Here is a 16,563-nt window from a genome sequence, read left to right on the forward strand (position 1 = left end):
TTGAATTGATTTGCCATACTTGTCGTGGTACTATTAGAAGCACGCTTGTATAATCTAGGCTATAAATATGATCTTTTCTTCACACCTTATATAGGTGGGAGCAACGACCGTAATAAATAGATGAAACGACTCCCTTTTTAAAAGGGGGTCGTTTTCTAATGTCCGAAAGTTTTGCGAGGAGGAAACAAAATGGAGCTCTATACAAATTTACGTCAAGGGGAAAAAGGTGCATGGCTATCCATTGGTACATATCTAATCCTAAGCTCTGCTAAGCTTACAATAGGCTACATTGGTACATCTGAGGCCCTAAAAGCAGATGGTTTAAATAACACAACTGATATCATTGCTTCCATCGCGGTACTGGTTGGTTTACGCATTGCCCAAAGACCACCTGATTCCAACCACCAATACGGACATTTACGAGCTGAGACTGTTGCCTCTTTAGTCGCATCGTTCATTATGCTTGTTGTCGGTCTCCAAGTATTAGTTAGTTCCCTAAAAAGCTTGTGGGAGCCCACTGGTACAACACCTTCACTGTTAACAGCCTATGTAGCAATAGGTAGTGCAGTTGTCATGTATGTGGTTTACCGCTATAATTTAGCACTATCTAAAAAAATAAAAAGTGCCGCTGTTAAAGCTGCTGCCTTTGACAATCGCTCTGATGCACTTGTCAGCATCGGTACAGCCATTGGTATTTTTGGAGCCATTTTCGGCTTTCCGATCATTGATTCACTTACAGCTCTCATTGTTGCCCTTTTAATTATTAAAACAGCAGTAGAAATTTTTTGGGAAGCTGTTCAAAGTCTTACAGATGCATTTGATATTGATGAAGTTGAAACGTTATCGGTCTTAATCCGTAACGTGGACGGGGTAATGGAGCTTTTAGACTTTAAAGGACGTGCCCATGGCAATATGTATTTCATCGACGTAACTGTCACAGTAGATCCTTATTTAAATGTCTTTGAAAGTCATCGCATAACCGAAGAAATCGAACATACCATTATGCGTGAAAATCGCTTTTGTCAGGTTCTTGTGCATATTGAGCCACATATCATTCCTCCGCAAAACGAAGAAAAGTCTCCTACCAATTGATTGGTAGGAGACTTTTCTTATTTAATAGCTATATAAATATCCACTTGTGATTCATGTGGATTAGCGCATCGTTCATCATACAGTTCAAAGTCGCCTGTATATGTTCGTTCAACTTTAGAATTTGCAAACCATGCCCAAATCTCTTGCCAAGTTTGAATGACAACTTCAGGCATCATGCCTTTATCAGATGTAAAAACTAGATACTTAGCTGCTGGAATCTTTTTTACTACTAAATTAGCTTGAATGTCATCATTATTTACTTCTACACCTAGTGTAAGAGTATAATTACCATTCACATCCGTCTCATAGTCTGAATACAAACCATAGACATGACCATTTTTTCGCTCGGCTATTTGGTCCGTAATATTTTGCTGATAAAAGTGATCCCATAATTGCGGAATTTTAGCTTGCTCTGTTATTTCATTGGCATTACTTGTTTGAGTTGAAATACCCACGATGTTAAATGAGTTTAATTCAACTACTTTTGGTTCTCGCCACTCACATTTTCTCCATCGCTTTAAATTTGGCAAAAAGGAAGTCAGCATATTACGTGCTTCATTTTCTGGCATACCACCTTCCATAAGATGCGGTACACAAATTTCAATCATTTCGTCTACTGTTAACTGGGGTTGTTTAAACTCCCCCCCCTCGTAACAATATGTACAATAATCCTGACTTTTTTCCCCTTCTTTTTCAGTACCCAATAATGCCTCTTCTACTAAAGGCATACCGCAGCTTTGACAATAGCTTTGCATCGTCATTCCACCTTTCGCTTTATTTGTACTTACTATAGCAAAGGAAACCTGACAACTGTCTGTCATCAATTATTTAGATTTTTATATAATTGAACAATTTCTAAAGCTCGTTTTTGAATAATATCTCTTATATAAAGTGGTTCCATAATTTTAATGCGATGCCCAAAGCTTAACAAGAAACCATAAAGCCATTCATCTTCGGGTATAGATATATGAATCATGGATTGTTCATTGTCTATATGTTCTGCACCAAAGGATTCCTCCACTAATGTTGTAATGTCTTTATCAAAAGAAATGACTAAATCGACTACGTTTTGTGGTCGATGCCATTCTTTACCCCAAGGGAGTTCACTTAAATTCACTTCCTTACGCTCAAAGGTAGAATCAGCTTGAAGCAAATGTTTCATTCTCGCAAGCTTAAATAAACGAAAGTCCTTTCTTAATGTACAATAGCCATACAAATACCATATCTTCCCTTTTTGAACAATTGTATGTGGTTCGACTATTCGGCTTGTTTGTTCACCATAAGTAGTAGAATAATGAAAGCTTATGCAACGATTATTCTCTATAGCTGTCTTGAGCGTCGTAATAAGCTCTTTAAAGAGAGCGTTTGGTCCCCATGGACTAAGATCAACAAATAGATGGTCCATCGATTGTTTTACATGATCATCAGCAATACTCGTTATTTTCTCGAGCACGGCTTCAGCGTGGGAATCTTCATAGGTAGTCAAAGCACTTTTAATCGCAATAGAAAGTGATGTGAGCTCATCCTTCGTCAACACTTGCCTATCAACACGATAACCATCGATTAAACTAATGCCACCATTTACACCTTGCTGACTAATAACAGGTACACCAGCACAGCTCAATGTTTCAATATCTCGATAAATGGTACGAATCGAAACATTAAATAACTCTGCTAATTCCTGTGCCTTAACCTTTTTACGGTTGATTAATATCATCGTCATGGTTAGAAGTCTTTCTAATTTCATGGTAAAATCTCCTTTCTTGCCATCCCATTATTCCTATATATACTTCTATTTTAATTAATAACCTATCTTTTTAAGTATTTTTTAAGTACTTTTTGAGTATTTTTTAAGACAAATGTACTATAATAACGCCTAATTATTGTTACAACAATTATACTATTTTAACAATAAAAGAAAAAACAAGGCTTATGCCCATATGCAACTTTCATTAACAATACTATGTTGTTTCATTTTTGTATAAGAATAGTTTGATTTTAACGCCTAAGCAATTATTTCAATTCTCTTAACACAAACTAAAAAACTTTTATCTTCTATATAATGAACGGCGAAATTTTCTTTGAATGGATTTGACGCGATGCGACAAACACATCGGGATTCATTGACTCTCACCCGTGAAAGAACTACACCATAAATTGCTTTTTTCTGGCATCAAATTTTTAATAGAAAAGTTGAGTGATTTTCACTTTTCTTGCCCTTCACTATATATAGGAAGCCTTTTCACCCAAAATGAACTAGAGTTTAATGTTTTTAATTTAATTGTATAAAGGAGAGTTTGATGTGATTCGAGCCGTTTTAATAGACAATGAACCGTTAGCTTTACACTATTTTCAAAATAAACTACATGCCTTTCAACAAATACAGGTGATGCAAACCTTTACAAGCGTAGAAGTATTTCTGAATGAACTACCAACTATGGAATTTGAGGCTATCTTTTTAGAAGTAAAACTTCAGGAATTATCAGGACTTGAAGTTGCTGATATTATCAAAACGGAACGCCCACAAGTCAGTGTAATTTTCATTACCGCCTATCATGAATTTGCATTACAAGCCTATGAAATTGGCAGTCTCGACTATGTATTAAAGCCTATCAGTCATGCCCGTTTAGAAAAAACTGTAGCCCGTATTGAGCATGAATTTTCCATTCAGCAAATGCTTCAACAGGCTACACAAACTGTCTTAAATGTACAATGCTTCGATCAATTTGCCGTCTATAGTAACAATAGTTTAGTGGCATTTAAAACAGAAAAGACAAAAGAATTGTTTGCTTATTTTATTTTGCATCCAAATATACCGATTCATCGAGATTATTTAATTGAAATTCTATGGCCAGATTTAGATTATGTACGAGCCAAATCAAATCTTCATACAGCTCTATCTTATTTAAGGAAAACTCTAAATACAATTGGCTACGAAAACTGTATTGTCTTTTCAAATAAATACTATATCTTCGAAAAGCCAAATATCGTATGTGATTTATACGATTTTCAAAAACTTCATGAGGATTTTTCAAGACTTGAATTTCCTTCTATTTCTTTGATTAATCAATGTCTTTCTATTTATAAGAATGGCTTATTTGTTTTTGATGATTATGAATGGTCAACTGCCTATAAAGATAAATTAATGAAATCATACATAGAGCTATTAGAAAAAGGGTTTCAAACAACGGTCTTTTCAGATACTGAAAGAGCTATGGAATTTTTACATGCATTAATAGAGTATGATCCCTATAATGAACAAAAACTTGAGCACTATTTATATACGTTAATACAGGCAGGGCTTCATGAACAGGCACTCAAAATTTTCCAAACATATACGCAAAGACTAGAGGAAGATTTAGCACTAACACCTAGCTCTACATTATTAGAGATATCTAAAAAATTATTTGTTCAACATAAATAATGTAAAAAACGGCGAGTGCTTCTAAGTGAGTAGAAGCTCGCCGTTTATTTATATCCCACTACCTTCAGTTAGCCCGTGCTTAACAGCATACAGTGCTGCCTGTGTACGGTCTTGTACCTGTAGCTTTGTAAAAATATTCGAAATATGGGTTTTCACCGTCTTTTCTGTGACAAATAGTGAGGATGCAATTTCCCGATTACTCTTTCCTTTTGTAAGCTCTGCTAGCACATCCTGCTCACGAGGTGTCAGCGGATTTAATAAATGGGGTGCATTCTGAGACTCCTGGCGATCCATTTCAAGCGTTGACGTTGCTTCAGGATGTAGAGTGTTTTCACCACGCATAATACGACGAATGGATAAGACCAATTCATCTGGCTCAATATCTTTTAACTGATAGCCTGCCGCTCCTGCCTCCATTGCTGGAACCACATGATCTCGATCAGAAAAGCTAGTAAGCATTAAAATTTCTATTTGTGGAAACTTCGCTTTGATGCGTTTAGTCGCCTGGATGCCATCCATTTCAGGCATGACTAAATCCATTAAGATAATATCTGGTTGAATGCTTTCTGCTAATGCAACAGCTTCGTGCCCATTTTTGGCCTCTCCAACAACCTCAATATCCTTTTGTGTCTTTAAGAAAAACAGTAGTCCTCTACGCACCACGTGATGATCGTCTGCAATTAATACACGTATCATGTCCTCTCCCCCTTAATATGGCAAGCGGATTAGCAGCTCCGTACCTTTGCCAATTTCACTTACCCAGTCGGCAGTTCCACCAACTGATTTTGCACGATCCTTGATAGATTGTAAGCCCATTGAAAGCAACTTTGTATTGTTGTCAATGACAAAGCCCCGTCCCTCATCACGAATAACCAACAAAATATCTGTTGATGTAACAGTAATATACAATGCTGCCTCTAGTACACCTGCATGGCGACGTACATTATTTAACGCCTCTTGGGCTACGCGAAATAATGTTTCTTCAATACGTGAGGGAAATTGCAATACGCCTGAAACCGTAACATGTAGTTTTAAGCCAAGCATTTCAGCGTATACTTTCATGGCCTCAAGTAAACCATTTTCCAATCCTTTAGGTCGCAATTGCCAAATTAACGCACGCATCTCTGTAAGTGCATCTTGTGTTAAATGCTGAATCTCTTTAAATGTTTCTTTCACTTCGCAATCATCCGTCATTTCAATGCCAGCCCTAGCTGTTAACGTAACCGAGAATAGTAGTTGATTAACTGAATCGTGTAAATCACGAGCTAGGCGATTACGTTCCTTCACAAGCGCCATTTCCTGCTCCTGCTTTGTCAGTAAAATTCGCTTAATAGCTGAACCCATCTGAAAGGCAACTGATTCTAATAAAGCAAGCTCCTCCTCTGAAAAGCGTACTGTATCCTTAGATGCAACATTTAATACGCCAAAACGTTCTTGTCCAGATTGAAGAGGTACTGTCGCATGATGCGTGATTCCTTCATGATCCCCAACATTTGCAGCTATGGCACTTTCAATACGCTGACACTCGATAATATTGGAGGCTTTTTTTAGCTCTTCATTACGATAACGCGATACACACCAACAACCGCCCTTTTTTAAATAATGGCAATTGTTATATTCCAATGCCTCTGGTAGATTTTCATGGACAACTAGTTCTGAACGCCCCTTTGCATCAATAAAAAAAATCCAGCCTGTTTCAAAATTGGTGCCATTTAAAAATTTGATGAGCGCACCTTTTAGCATTGTGACAATTTCAGTTTCTTCATTTAATAGTTCAGCAATCTCTTTTAAAATACTGATATTGGAATGCTCATTCTCCCTCACGAAAACACCTCTTCTTTAGCATTACTATTGTTAATGATACCATTAAGCTATTGAAAGCGTCTGCTTCCACCGTTCATACTTTAGACTGAAATTCATCACATACCTTATTTTGTGTAAGTTGATTTACATATAAAACTAGAACCACTATAATCGAACAAGGACATGGTTTTATGAAGGGAAGATTGAATATGTCTAAAAAAGAAGAAAATGGCTTATTATTTATTTGGATTGTTTCTGCTATAGCAACACTAGGTTCGTTATATTTTTCTGAGATTCGTCATTATGAACCTTGTAAATTATGTTGGATTCAACGTATTTTTATGTACCCAATTGTTATAATGACGACAGTAGCATTTATACAAAAAAATGCACGTATTGCTGTCACAACAGCTGTATTTTCTGTGGTTGGCGGCTGTATTTCACTTTACCATTACGGAATTCAAAAGCTTAGCTTTTTAGCTGAAAATGCCCCCTCCTGTGGCGCAGTTTCTTGTACAGGACAATATATTAATTGGTTAGGCTTTATTACTATTCCGTTTTTAGCATTAACTGCATTTATTTTAATCGCAGAGGCAAGCTTTTATTTAATCAAAGCTTCTAAAGCTGCAAAATAATCGGAAGACCGTGTTCTACCTTTGGAATACGGTTTTTTCTACGGAGGAAGATCTATGTTTCATTATGAAATTGCTGAAGATAACTTAAGTGTGGAAGAATTGCTACGTAATCATTGGCGACTCGGTAAAAAACTCGTTCATGAATTGCGTATGGCCAAAGCCATCACATTGGCAAATGATGAGCTGGTTCAATGGAATACACCTTTACAAACTGGAACAGTAATCAAATTTACGTTTCCTGTTCCAACTTCTAGCTACAAACCAACACCTGTATGTGCTATTGATGTAGTCTATGAGGATGACCATTGTTTAATCGTATCAAAGCCAAAAGGTATGGCAACACATCCTAATGATGCTCGTGATACACATACATGTATGAACCATGTCATGGCACATATCAAAGAACAGGGTGGCATTTATGCTGAACATGTTCATCGTCTTGATAAAGGGACACAGGGCTTATTACTAGTAGCAAAGCACCCTTTAGCAAAGTCCATTTTCGATCGAATGATTGAGGAAAAAACCATTATTCGTACGTATGCAGCAGAGGTGCAAGGTAACTTACGAACGTCTTCTGGAACGATTGCTGAACCAATTGGCAAAGACAGACACCATGCCACAAGACGTGTTGTGTCCAAAACTGGGCAGCATGCTGTAACACACTATGAAGTGGTGGCGCGTTACAAAAATTCCTGTGTCGTTCATCTCATACTTGAGACTGGGCGAACACATCAGATCCGTGTGCATTTAGCCTATATTGGCCATCCAATTATTGGGGATACAATGTATGGTGCACGAGAAACAGTAAGTGATGACTACGAACTACATGCCATTCAATTAGAATTTGACCATCCTTTTTTAAATAAACGTATTATCGTCAAGGACGAGCAATAAGAAAAATCCCGCCTCTATAGGAGTGCGGGATTTATTCTTTTTTTAAAAATCAAATTTAAAATGATCAGGATCTTGTCCAAATCGTTGGTTACGATTTAATGTTGCCATTTTCTCCATTTGATCTTGGGTTAATTCAAAATCAAAAATCTGTGCGTTTTCCTCAATTCGGCTCGGTGTTACGGATTTGGGAATAACGAGTGTATCATTTTGTAAATGCCAACGCAGTACTACCTGAGCAGGGGTTTTATCGATTTCTTTCCCAATCTCCATTATGGTAGGATCAGCAAGTACACCACCACGTCCTAGTGGAGACCATGCAGTAACAGCAATTTGGTGTTCACTACAAAATGCCCTTAATGGCTGCTGTTGTAAATATGGATGTACCTCCACTTGATTAACCATCGGTGCAGTATTTGCCTTAGCCAATATTTTTTCTAAATGATGCTCATGATGATTCGATACACCTGTTGAGCGAATTAATTTTTCATCGTAAAGGCGCTCAATAGCTCGATATGTTTCTTCAAATGTTTCAGGGACAGCCCAATGTGTTAAATATAAATCTAGGTAATCCATATTTAAATTCTTTAGCGAAACCTCAAAAGCACGTAATGTTGCATCATATCCTTGGTCATTATTCCATACTTTTGTTGTAACAAAAATATCTTCACGACGAATGCCTGAATGACGAATAGCTTCTCCTACTTCTACCTCATTCCCATATAAGGATGCTGTATCAATAGCTCGATAACCGTATTGAAGTGCTTTATCAATAGCCTGTAATGTTTCCTCACGTTCTGTCATTTTGTAAACACCTAAGCCAAAACGAGGCATTTCTACACCATTTGATAATGTTTTCGTTGATTGTAAATTCAAAAAGCACAACCCCTTTCTTATCCTCGTTCCATTATACAAAAAATTGGATTTAAGAAAAATAAAGCGGCTGGTTTATATACTACTTTTTCTTCTGTTCAACATCTTCCAATTGAATTGGATCAGCGATTCGCTCATCCTCCGCAAGCTCTAGACCATCACGTAAATGCTCCATCTGCTTGCCCAAATCTTTTAATTCTTTCATATCTCTCACCATTGTCCCATTTTCAATATTTGGCACCTTTTTTTCCATACTAATCACCTCACTTTTAGTTTTCCCGATATCAAGCTGTTTGAACCATTTCTGACATATTTTATTCTGCTATGTCGTTTCATTTTTAAAGTAGATAGGCTATACTAAAAAGAGATTTCTTTATAACATGAGGAGGGTTACTTCCATGAAATTATTATTAATCATTGGTGTAACAGTTGCTTTCTTAACAGCTATTTTCACTGCTGGATACGAAGGCGACTACAAAGCTGACAAATAATATCTCAAGAAAATCACTAAGCTTTTCGAAAAGCTTAGTGATTTTCTTTTTTTGTGGAACAATAGAAATACTTGACTTTCCTTTATTTTTAAAATAAACTAACTTACATAAAGTAACTTAATGAAAAAAGATAACTATTTGGAGGTATTCAAAATGCATTTTCATGAAAAACCAAACACCTATGTAACGAATGTTGAAATAAAAGTGAGTGATTTACACCGCTCTTTAACCTTTTATCAAGAAATTATTGGCTTTAAAGTGTTACAACAAGATTCACATAAAGCTATGTTAACTGCCGATGGAGAAACAGCTCTATTAACTCTTGTTCAGCCTAAAACCGTAGAAGATAAGCTTAGCATGACGACAGGACTTTATCACTTCGCCCTATTATTACCTAGTCGACGTGACTTAGCTAATGTTATTTCTCATTTTCACGAAAAAGGTGTGTACCTTGGGGCTTCTGATCATGCTGTAAGTGAAGCACTCTATTTAAATGATCCTGATCATAATGGAATCGAGATTTATGCAGATCGTCCTGAAAGTGAATGGACATGGCATAACAATCAGGTGCATATGGTGACAGAACCACTCAATATTCGTTCTATTTTAGAAGAGGGCGATGGCAACTGGCTTGGTCTGCCTGCTGGCACAGTAATGGGCCATATTCATTTATCGGTCTCTAACTTGGCTGAAGCCGAGCAATTTTATACAAAGGGATTAGGTTATGATATTGTCACACGCTACGGGTCCCAAGCATTATTTATTTCTACAGGCCGTTACCATCATCATATCGGCTTAAATACTTGGCACTCAGAGAATGCACCAAAGCTTGGAAAAAATCAAGTTGGCTTAAAAACGTTCTCATTGCGTTTAGATAACGAAGAACAAGCGGCAACTATGAAAGATAATCTTCGTGGTATAGGTGCACCCGTTACGGAAATCGTCGGAGGGTTCCAAACAGAGGATCCTGCGGGGAATGTTGTGTTATTAAAGTTTTAATATTAAAAAGCAGTTCTCACAAGCGGAGAACTGCTTTTTAATGTAACCCTGGATATCCTTGTTGACGTAATGCCTCATAAATAACAATTGCAGCGGTATTGGACAAATTAAGTGATCGCACATGATCACTTTGTGGAATACGTAAACACATATCTCGGCGTTCATAAGCAAAGTCCTTCGGCAAACCTGTAGTTTCTTTTCCGAACATAAAATAAATATCTCGGTCTTGATCACTAAAATCATTTTTCGTAAACGGCTCATCACTGTATGTTTCGATTAAATAAACATCTCCATTTTTAGAGTACTCTATAAAATCCTCAAGTGAATCATGATAGACAATATTTACACTATGCCAATAATCTAAGCCCGCCCGTTTCAGCATTTTATCATCCGTTGAAAAACCTAGCGGACGAATTAAATGGAGCGATGTATTAGTACCCGCACAGGTACGTGCAATATTCCCCGTATTGGCTGGTATTTCTGGTTGATATAAAACGATATGCAATGGCATAACGACACACTTCCTTATTAAAAAATTCTTTAAGATGACTCTTTAAAAAGTTAACGAAGCCTTCCTCTTTTGGAGCGACTCTTCTCACAATTAGAGCGGATCCGCTCTCAATCATAGGAACTCCAAGCAATTGATTTCATCCCTACATTAAACTGTAGTTAGTCAATTGCTTCTACATCCAATACTACTTAAAAAACTGCAACCCTTTATAAATTTCACTTCGCACTTCTTCGTCCTGCTCTGTAGCTTCTGCTTCATGTAAGGCAGTTTGTGCAGTATCTCCGCCAATCTTACCCAAAGCCCATGCGGCTGTGCCTCGAATGACAGGACGGTCATCTTTATGAAGTAGAGCAATCAAATCTGGTATGGCGGCTTCCTCTTTAAAATGAGCAAGTGCCAAGATGGCATTACGCTGGATAGGCTTTTTTCCACGCCATGAGCCTGAAACATGACCAAATCTCCCCTTAAACTCTCGATTAGTAATCGTTAAAAGCGGTGTCAATAATGGTTTGGCTAGCTCTGGATCTGGTATAAATTCTTCATGTATCCAATTAATTTTCCCTTTATTTTTAGGACATACTGTCTGGCATGTATCACAGCCATAGAGTCGATTACCGATATGACTACGAAACTCATCTGGTAATGTACCCTTCGTTTGAGTCAGAAAAGCAATACAACGCTGTGCATCCAATTGTCCACCTTGAATTAAGGCTCCCGTTGGACAAACATCCAAGCACAGTCGACAATCTCCGCATTCATCCTCCATTGGCTTATCTGGCGCAAATGGAATATTTGTAATGAGCTCTCCTAAATACACATAGGAACCAAATTCAGGCGTTATAATCGAGCAATTTTTTCCGCTCCACCCAATGCCTGCACGTTCAGCTACCGCCCGATCTACAAGGGCTCCTGTATCAACCATTGATTCAATACGTACACCTTTGACATGTTCCTCAAGCCAAGTGGATAATAGCTTTAAACGCTCACGTAATGCTGTATGATAATCGACACCCCATGAAGCACGGCAGAAAATTCCACGTCGCGCACCCCTTTTACCAATTGGTGCATTTTGCATACGTGAAGGGTAAGCCACAGCTATCGCTACAATACTCTCTGCTTCATCTAGTAATTGAAGGGGTTCTGTACGTTTTTGAATATCACTTTCTTCAAATCCAGACTGATAGCCAAGCTCCTGCTGGCGACGCAATCTGTTTTTTAATTCTGTAAAGGGAGCTGCTGTTGTAAAACCTATTTTATCAACACCAATGGACATCGCATATGCCACAAAATCACGTTGCAGGTCGTGTATGTTCATTTTATTTCCAACTCCTTACATGGTACAATATTAGAAATAGATAAAGTAGGTGATGTTCATTGGAAATTTCCATTAACCCAACTCTATTAACACAACATCCCGAGCTAAAAATCGGCATTATTCATTATACCAAAATTGTTGTAGCAGAATCCCCTCAAATGATTAAAGGGCGTATGCAATTGTATCAGGAAAATCTTTTTCTTGAAATGCAGGAACTTCCTGTAACACAGCGTGAGGGGATCGCAGAATGGCGACAAATTTGGAAAAAGCTTGGTGCTGATCCAAACCGCTATTGTCACTCAGCAGAAAGCCTTATGCGTCGAATTAGTAAGCAGAACTATTTAACGCCAATTCATTCAGGTGTTGATTTAAATAATTTCTTTTCACTTCAATATGAAATGCCAATTGGGCTATATGATGTTGCTCAAATCAAAGGGTTTGTAACAATTGATCTTGGTCATGACGAGATTGGTTATGAAGGTTTGAATGGGCGCTTTAACACATTAGAAAATATTCTGTATAGTCGTGATGAGGTAGGAGCATTTGGCTCACCTTTTGTTGATTCTAAACGCACAGCTGTCACAGAGGAAACAACTGATGCGTTACATATTTTTTATTTCCGCCCTTCCTTAACAAATGATGCAGCGAATGAACTGCTAGCGTCAGCTGGGAAAATGTTTAATCAAATTCATGGCGGACATTATCAAATCGCAATTATATCAAATGATGTACCATCTATAACACTATAAAAAGGACGTGTTTTCGTGATTAATCTTGCAGAAGCTGTTAAACTAAAAAGTATTTTAGGAAAGAAAACTCAAGAGCTAGTAAACGAACTACATCGCAGTGCCTTTGTAACAGTTGAAAAGGGACAAGCCCCTAAAACAAGTAATCGAGCACTCCCCCTTATTGAAGCTGACTTAGCCCAAGTTCGTCTAGATACTCGTACATTAGACCGCCTCGTTTACGAAGCAAACATACAAAACACAGTAGACTTTAAAGGTCAAAAGCTAGCACTAGTAGAAGCCATCGAACTAGCAACACAACTTCGTGCCGAGGCTGATATGTGTAAAGATTTCAGTATGCGAGAAAAAGAGAGTGTAAGATTTGGCTATGGCGAAAATACAATGTTATATGAAATTGCTTTGTATGAGCCAGATGAATATAGAGAACGAGCTACAAAGCTTGAAAAAGATGCACATAAGCTATCTAATCTTATTAATTCAAAAAATTACAGTATTCAAATTAACTTTGACGATTCCCGTTATTTCTAGACTCGGGACGGTGAGACTCCAACCCGAGTTGGATGTGCTGTTTTCAAATCTAGCTTTTCAGCTAATTAGTTAAAAACCAATAACAAGTTACCTGTTACTGTATGACCGATGACTAATGACCAACTATAAGCAATGGCCATACTCAAAACAACTTGATTCCATTTGAAAACGCCATCCAGGGCTCTCCTACATTTATGTATGGAGAGCTTTTTTAAGTAGTTCAAAGGGATAATTTGGATGACTAGTTTGCCCCTTTCAAGGACAAAATGGAAGTATCTATAGGAAAGGGGTCATACTATGACACAGCAAGATGATGCAACACATGAGCAAGATATGACATTGACCAACAGACAGGGACATCCAATTACCAACAATCAAAATTTGCGAACAGTCGGTAATCGAGGTCCTGCAACATTGGAAAATTATGATTTTCTAGAAAAAATGAGTCATTTTGACAGAGAGCGAGTTCCAGAACGGGTTGTGCATGCTCGTGGAGCTGGAGCACATGGGTATTTTGAAACCTATGGTGTTGTTGGCAATGAACCTATCTCTAAGTATACACGTGCAAAAGTCTTTCAGGATAAAGGAAAAAAAACACCTGTCTTTGTGCGTTTTTCAACTGTTATACATGGTGGTCACTCCCCAGAAACATTGCGTGATCCCCGCGGTTTTGCAGTAAAGTTTTATACAGAGGATGGCAATTGGGATTTAGTGGGCAATAATTTAAAGATCTTCTTTATTCGTGATGCGCTCAAATTTCCAGATATGATTCATGCTTTTAAGCCTGATCCCATTACTAATATTCAAAACGTTGAACGTTTTTTTGATTTTTGTGCTAGCTCACCAGAAACCTTCCATATGGTAACATTCGTTTACTCTCCTTGGGGGATTCCAGCAAATTATCGTATGATGCAGGGCTCTGGGGTTAATACGTACAAGTGGGTGAATAGTGAAGGCAAGGCAGTCCTTGTCAAATATCATTGGGAACCGCTACAAGGTATTAAAAATTTAACACAAAAAGAAGCAGAGGAAATCCAACAGAAAAATTTCAATCATGCTACACAAGATTTATATGATGCTATCGAACGTGGAGACTTCCCCGAATGGGAGCTACATGTTCAAATTATGGAGGATGGTTCACACCCTGAGCTTGATTTTGATCCATTGGATGATACAAAACTTTGGCCAAACGATCAATTTCCATGGTATCCAGTTGGCAAAATGGTGTTAAACAAAAACCCTGAAGACTATTTTGCTGAGGTGGAACAGGCTACTTTCGGGACAGGGGTGCTTGTTGATGGCTTAGACTTCTCTGATGATAAAATGTTGCAAGGTCGTACTTTCTCTTATTCTGATACACAACGCCATCGTGTAGGCGCCAACTACTTACAGCTTCCAATTAATGCACCAAAAAAACGTGTAGCGACCAATCAACATGGTGGGCAAATGATGTATAAGCGTGATTTGGCACCTGGACAAAATCCACATATTAATTATGAGCCATCCATGCTGAATGGATTAAAGGAAGCAACACAAGCTGGTAAAGAATATACACCATACATTGAAGGGAACCTTGTTCGTGAATCGATTGATCGTCAAAGTAATACGAAACAGGCTGGTGAAACTTATCGTAACTTTGAACAGTGGGAACGCGAAGAACTTCTTAAAAATTTAATACGTGATCTATCGGTCTGTCATGAGGATATTCAAAATGCCATGATTGCTTTGGCACAAGAAGCCGACGAAGAATATGGTCGCTTACTCAAGGAAGGTTTGCACAACGCTAAAAAAGATTCCTCTGCATCAAAACCACTTGGCAATATCAATGGTGATCAAGCACCTCAAGATGCCATGAATAAAGGACACGATGCTGAGCCTTATTAACGAAGCTAAAAAGACATTACATTTTTTGTAATGTCTTTTACTTTATTGTTCATATGCTTTATACCAATGATAAGGTTGAATTTCCTTTAATGATTTAAATACCAATTCTCCATCTGCATTCGTAATCGCTGCCATTACATTTTCTCCCCAATAAAAAAGTCTTTCCTGACAGACTCCACAGGGTGTCAGCACTACAAATTTAGATGTTTCATCTTCCCTAGCAACACAAATCGAATGCGTAACTTTTGTATTCAATTTATGTGCCTCTAAAATAGCACCTGTTTCCATACATAATTCAGTAGCAGCATTCATTACCTCGGGTGCGACACTTGTTAAAATTTGCCCATCCGCGGTATATAAGGCTGCAGCTCCTCCCCATCCAGTGGGATATCTTTTTTCTGCTAGTGCAACCGCAGCTTCATACAGTACTTTTTCAATATCCATATTTCCTCTCCCTATCATACATGCACACCTGGTAATATTTTCAAAATCTTTTCCTGTGCGTCTAAAATTGCCCCTGTTCCTAATGGAATGGCTATATTCGTTGTTTCATGTCCGAACTTAAAACCTGCCACGACTGGTATTCCTAAATCTGCAAAATACTCCTTCATTAACGAATGAAGTGCTTCTTCATCAGATCCTGTCTGTGTAAATGAACCAATGACGACTCCTGCTAATTGCTCAAATTTCCTTGCTTGTTTTAAATGCTGAAGCATTGAGTCAATAACTGGAATTGTTTCATTTACATCCTCTATTAATAAAATCCTACCTTCAGTTCTTACTTCAAATTTGGTACCTAGTGTGCTGACAAGACGATAGAGATTTCCTCCGATCATTTCACCACGTGTGATGCCCCCAGCAATCGTTGTTAGCGGAGAAATTGCCTCTGTATACTGAATTTCCATAGGGGAAAATAGCTGTAAAAACATTTTTTTTGATAAATCATCCATCTTATTAGCTGACATCAGCATTGGCCCATGAAATGTCACCATATTGGCATACTCATTAATCGCACAATGTAAATATGTAACATCAGAAAAGCCCCAGAAAATCTTAGGATTTTCTTCTATTAAAGCATAATCAATTTTATCAGCAATTCTGGCAGAGCCATAGCCTCCCTTTACACAAAAGATTGCTTTCACTTCTGGGTTTTTTACCATCTCATGAAAATCAGTTAGTCTGATTTCATCACTTCCTGCCAAATATTCATGTTTTGCATGAATCGTATCACCCACAATATAGCGAAGACCCAATTCGTCCAAAAAAGCTACTGCTTCTCCTAGTTTTTCAGGCTCTACAAGACTTGAAAGTGCAACAACACCGACTAAATCTCCCTTTTGTAAACATGGTACGGTACTTTTCACAGTTATT

At 37.8% G+C, this 16,563-nt stretch carries 18 protein-coding genes; 8 read left to right on the forward strand and 10 right to left on the reverse strand.

Annotation, left to right across the window (positions count from 1 at the left end):
- Positions 1–189: 189 nt before the first annotated feature.
- Positions 190–1,092 (forward strand): cation diffusion facilitator family transporter, encoded by a 903-nt coding sequence (locus NYE73_RS20545; protein ID WP_048391796.1) that lies wholly within the window; start codon positions 190–192, stop codon positions 1,090–1,092.
- 17 nt (positions 1,093–1,109) lie between these two features.
- Here the strand turns inward: NYE73_RS20545 and NYE73_RS20550 are convergent, their stop codons facing one another.
- Together NYE73_RS20550 and NYE73_RS20555 are read right to left on the reverse strand one after the other, a co-directional pair.
- Positions 1,110–1,847: an effector binding domain-containing protein gene (locus NYE73_RS20550; protein WP_054548658.1), complete on the reverse strand. Its 738-nt coding sequence runs from the start codon at positions 1,845–1,847 to the stop codon at positions 1,110–1,112.
- Positions 1,848–1,912: 65 nt separating this feature from the next.
- Positions 1,913–2,839 (reverse strand): helix-turn-helix transcriptional regulator, encoded by a 927-nt coding sequence (locus NYE73_RS20555; RefSeq protein ID WP_054548659.1) that lies wholly within the window; start codon positions 2,837–2,839, stop codon positions 1,913–1,915.
- 555 nt (positions 2,840–3,394) lie between these two features.
- On the opposite strand from NYE73_RS20555, the gene NYE73_RS20560 reads away from it, so the two are divergent.
- Positions 3,395–4,516, forward strand: a complete 1,122-nt coding sequence (locus NYE73_RS20560) for a response regulator (RefSeq protein WP_103118812.1) — start codon at positions 3,395–3,397, stop codon at positions 4,514–4,516.
- 48 nt (positions 4,517–4,564) lie between these two features.
- Here the strand turns inward: NYE73_RS20560 and NYE73_RS20565 are convergent, their stop codons facing one another.
- Both NYE73_RS20565 and NYE73_RS20570 read right to left on the reverse strand, forming a co-directional pair.
- Entirely contained in the window at positions 4,565–5,212 is a 648-nt protein-coding gene (locus NYE73_RS20565) for a response regulator (protein ID WP_054548661.1), read from the reverse strand.
- 12 nt (positions 5,213–5,224) lie between these two features.
- The gene (locus NYE73_RS20570; RefSeq protein WP_054548662.1) at positions 5,225–6,340 is read right to left on the reverse strand and encodes a GAF domain-containing sensor histidine kinase; all 1,116 of its coding nucleotides are present in this window, start codon (positions 6,338–6,340) and stop codon (positions 5,225–5,227) included.
- Positions 6,341–6,528: 188 nt separating this feature from the next.
- Between NYE73_RS20570 and NYE73_RS20575 the strand changes: the two genes are divergently transcribed.
- Together NYE73_RS20575 and NYE73_RS20580 are read left to right on the forward strand one after the other, a co-directional pair.
- Positions 6,529–6,954 carry a disulfide formation protein C gene (locus NYE73_RS20575; protein ID WP_259949889.1) on the forward strand — a complete coding sequence of 142 codons (426 nt, stop codon included), beginning with the start codon at positions 6,529–6,531 and terminating at the stop codon, positions 6,952–6,954.
- Positions 6,955–7,008: 54 nt separating this feature from the next.
- Positions 7,009–7,848, forward strand: coding sequence for an RluA family pseudouridine synthase (locus NYE73_RS20580; RefSeq protein WP_048391809.1), 840 nt, complete (start codon positions 7,009–7,011; stop codon positions 7,846–7,848).
- A 42-nt stretch (positions 7,849–7,890) separates the two neighbouring features.
- Here NYE73_RS20580 and NYE73_RS20585 read toward each other — a convergent pair whose 3' ends face one another.
- Together NYE73_RS20585 and NYE73_RS20590 are read right to left on the reverse strand one after the other, a co-directional pair.
- Positions 7,891–8,721 (reverse strand): aldo/keto reductase, encoded by an 831-nt coding sequence (locus NYE73_RS20585; RefSeq protein WP_281217497.1) that lies wholly within the window; start codon positions 8,719–8,721, stop codon positions 7,891–7,893.
- A 79-nt stretch (positions 8,722–8,800) separates the two neighbouring features.
- Positions 8,801–8,971: a hypothetical protein gene (locus NYE73_RS20590; protein WP_004230831.1), complete on the reverse strand. Its 171-nt coding sequence runs from the start codon at positions 8,969–8,971 to the stop codon at positions 8,801–8,803.
- Positions 8,972–9,362: 391 nt separating this feature from the next.
- Between NYE73_RS20590 and NYE73_RS20595 the strand changes: the two genes are divergently transcribed.
- Complete coding sequence (locus NYE73_RS20595) at positions 9,363–10,208, forward strand: VOC family protein (protein ID WP_054548665.1); 846 nt, start codon at positions 9,363–9,365, stop codon at positions 10,206–10,208.
- Positions 10,209–10,245: 37 nt separating this feature from the next.
- Here the strand turns inward: NYE73_RS20595 and trmL are convergent, their stop codons facing one another.
- Positions 10,246–10,719, reverse strand: coding sequence for a tRNA (uridine(34)/cytosine(34)/5-carboxymethylaminomethyluridine(34)-2'-O)-methyltransferase TrmL (gene trmL, locus NYE73_RS20600; RefSeq protein ID WP_004230835.1), 474 nt, complete (start codon positions 10,717–10,719; stop codon positions 10,246–10,248).
- Positions 10,720–10,903: 184 nt separating this feature from the next.
- Entirely contained in the window at positions 10,904–12,034 is a 1,131-nt protein-coding gene (gene queG / locus NYE73_RS20605) for a tRNA epoxyqueuosine(34) reductase QueG (RefSeq protein WP_103118816.1), read from the reverse strand.
- A gap of 59 nt (positions 12,035–12,093) precedes the next feature.
- Here queG and NYE73_RS20610 point away from each other — a divergent pair, with 59 nt between their 5' ends.
- From NYE73_RS20610 to NYE73_RS20620, 3 genes are all read left to right on the forward strand, one after another.
- Complete coding sequence (locus tag NYE73_RS20610; RefSeq protein WP_259949890.1) at positions 12,094–12,783, forward strand: B3/B4 domain-containing protein; 690 nt, start codon at positions 12,094–12,096, stop codon at positions 12,781–12,783.
- Between the two features lie 15 nt (positions 12,784–12,798).
- The gene (locus NYE73_RS20615; protein WP_048391820.1) at positions 12,799–13,308 is read left to right on the forward strand and encodes a hypothetical protein; all 510 of its coding nucleotides are present in this window, start codon (positions 12,799–12,801) and stop codon (positions 13,306–13,308) included.
- Between the two features lie 297 nt (positions 13,309–13,605).
- Complete coding sequence (locus NYE73_RS20620) at positions 13,606–15,192, forward strand: catalase (RefSeq protein ID WP_259949891.1); 1,587 nt, start codon at positions 13,606–13,608, stop codon at positions 15,190–15,192.
- Positions 15,193–15,234: 42 nt separating this feature from the next.
- On the opposite strand, the gene NYE73_RS20625 is transcribed toward NYE73_RS20620, so the two are convergent.
- Entirely contained in the window at positions 15,235–15,636 is a 402-nt protein-coding gene (locus NYE73_RS20625; protein WP_259949892.1) for a cytidine deaminase, read from the reverse strand.
- A gap of 14 nt (positions 15,637–15,650) precedes the next feature.
- Complete coding sequence (locus tag NYE73_RS20630; protein WP_259949893.1) at positions 15,651–16,556, reverse strand: S66 peptidase family protein; 906 nt, start codon at positions 16,554–16,556, stop codon at positions 15,651–15,653.
- Positions 16,557–16,563 lie beyond the last annotated feature (7 nt).

The sequence above is a fragment of the Lysinibacillus sp. FSL K6-0102 genome (genome assembly GCF_038003545.1).
Classification (GTDB): Bacteria; Bacillota; Bacilli; order Bacillales_A; family Planococcaceae; genus Lysinibacillus; species Lysinibacillus capsici.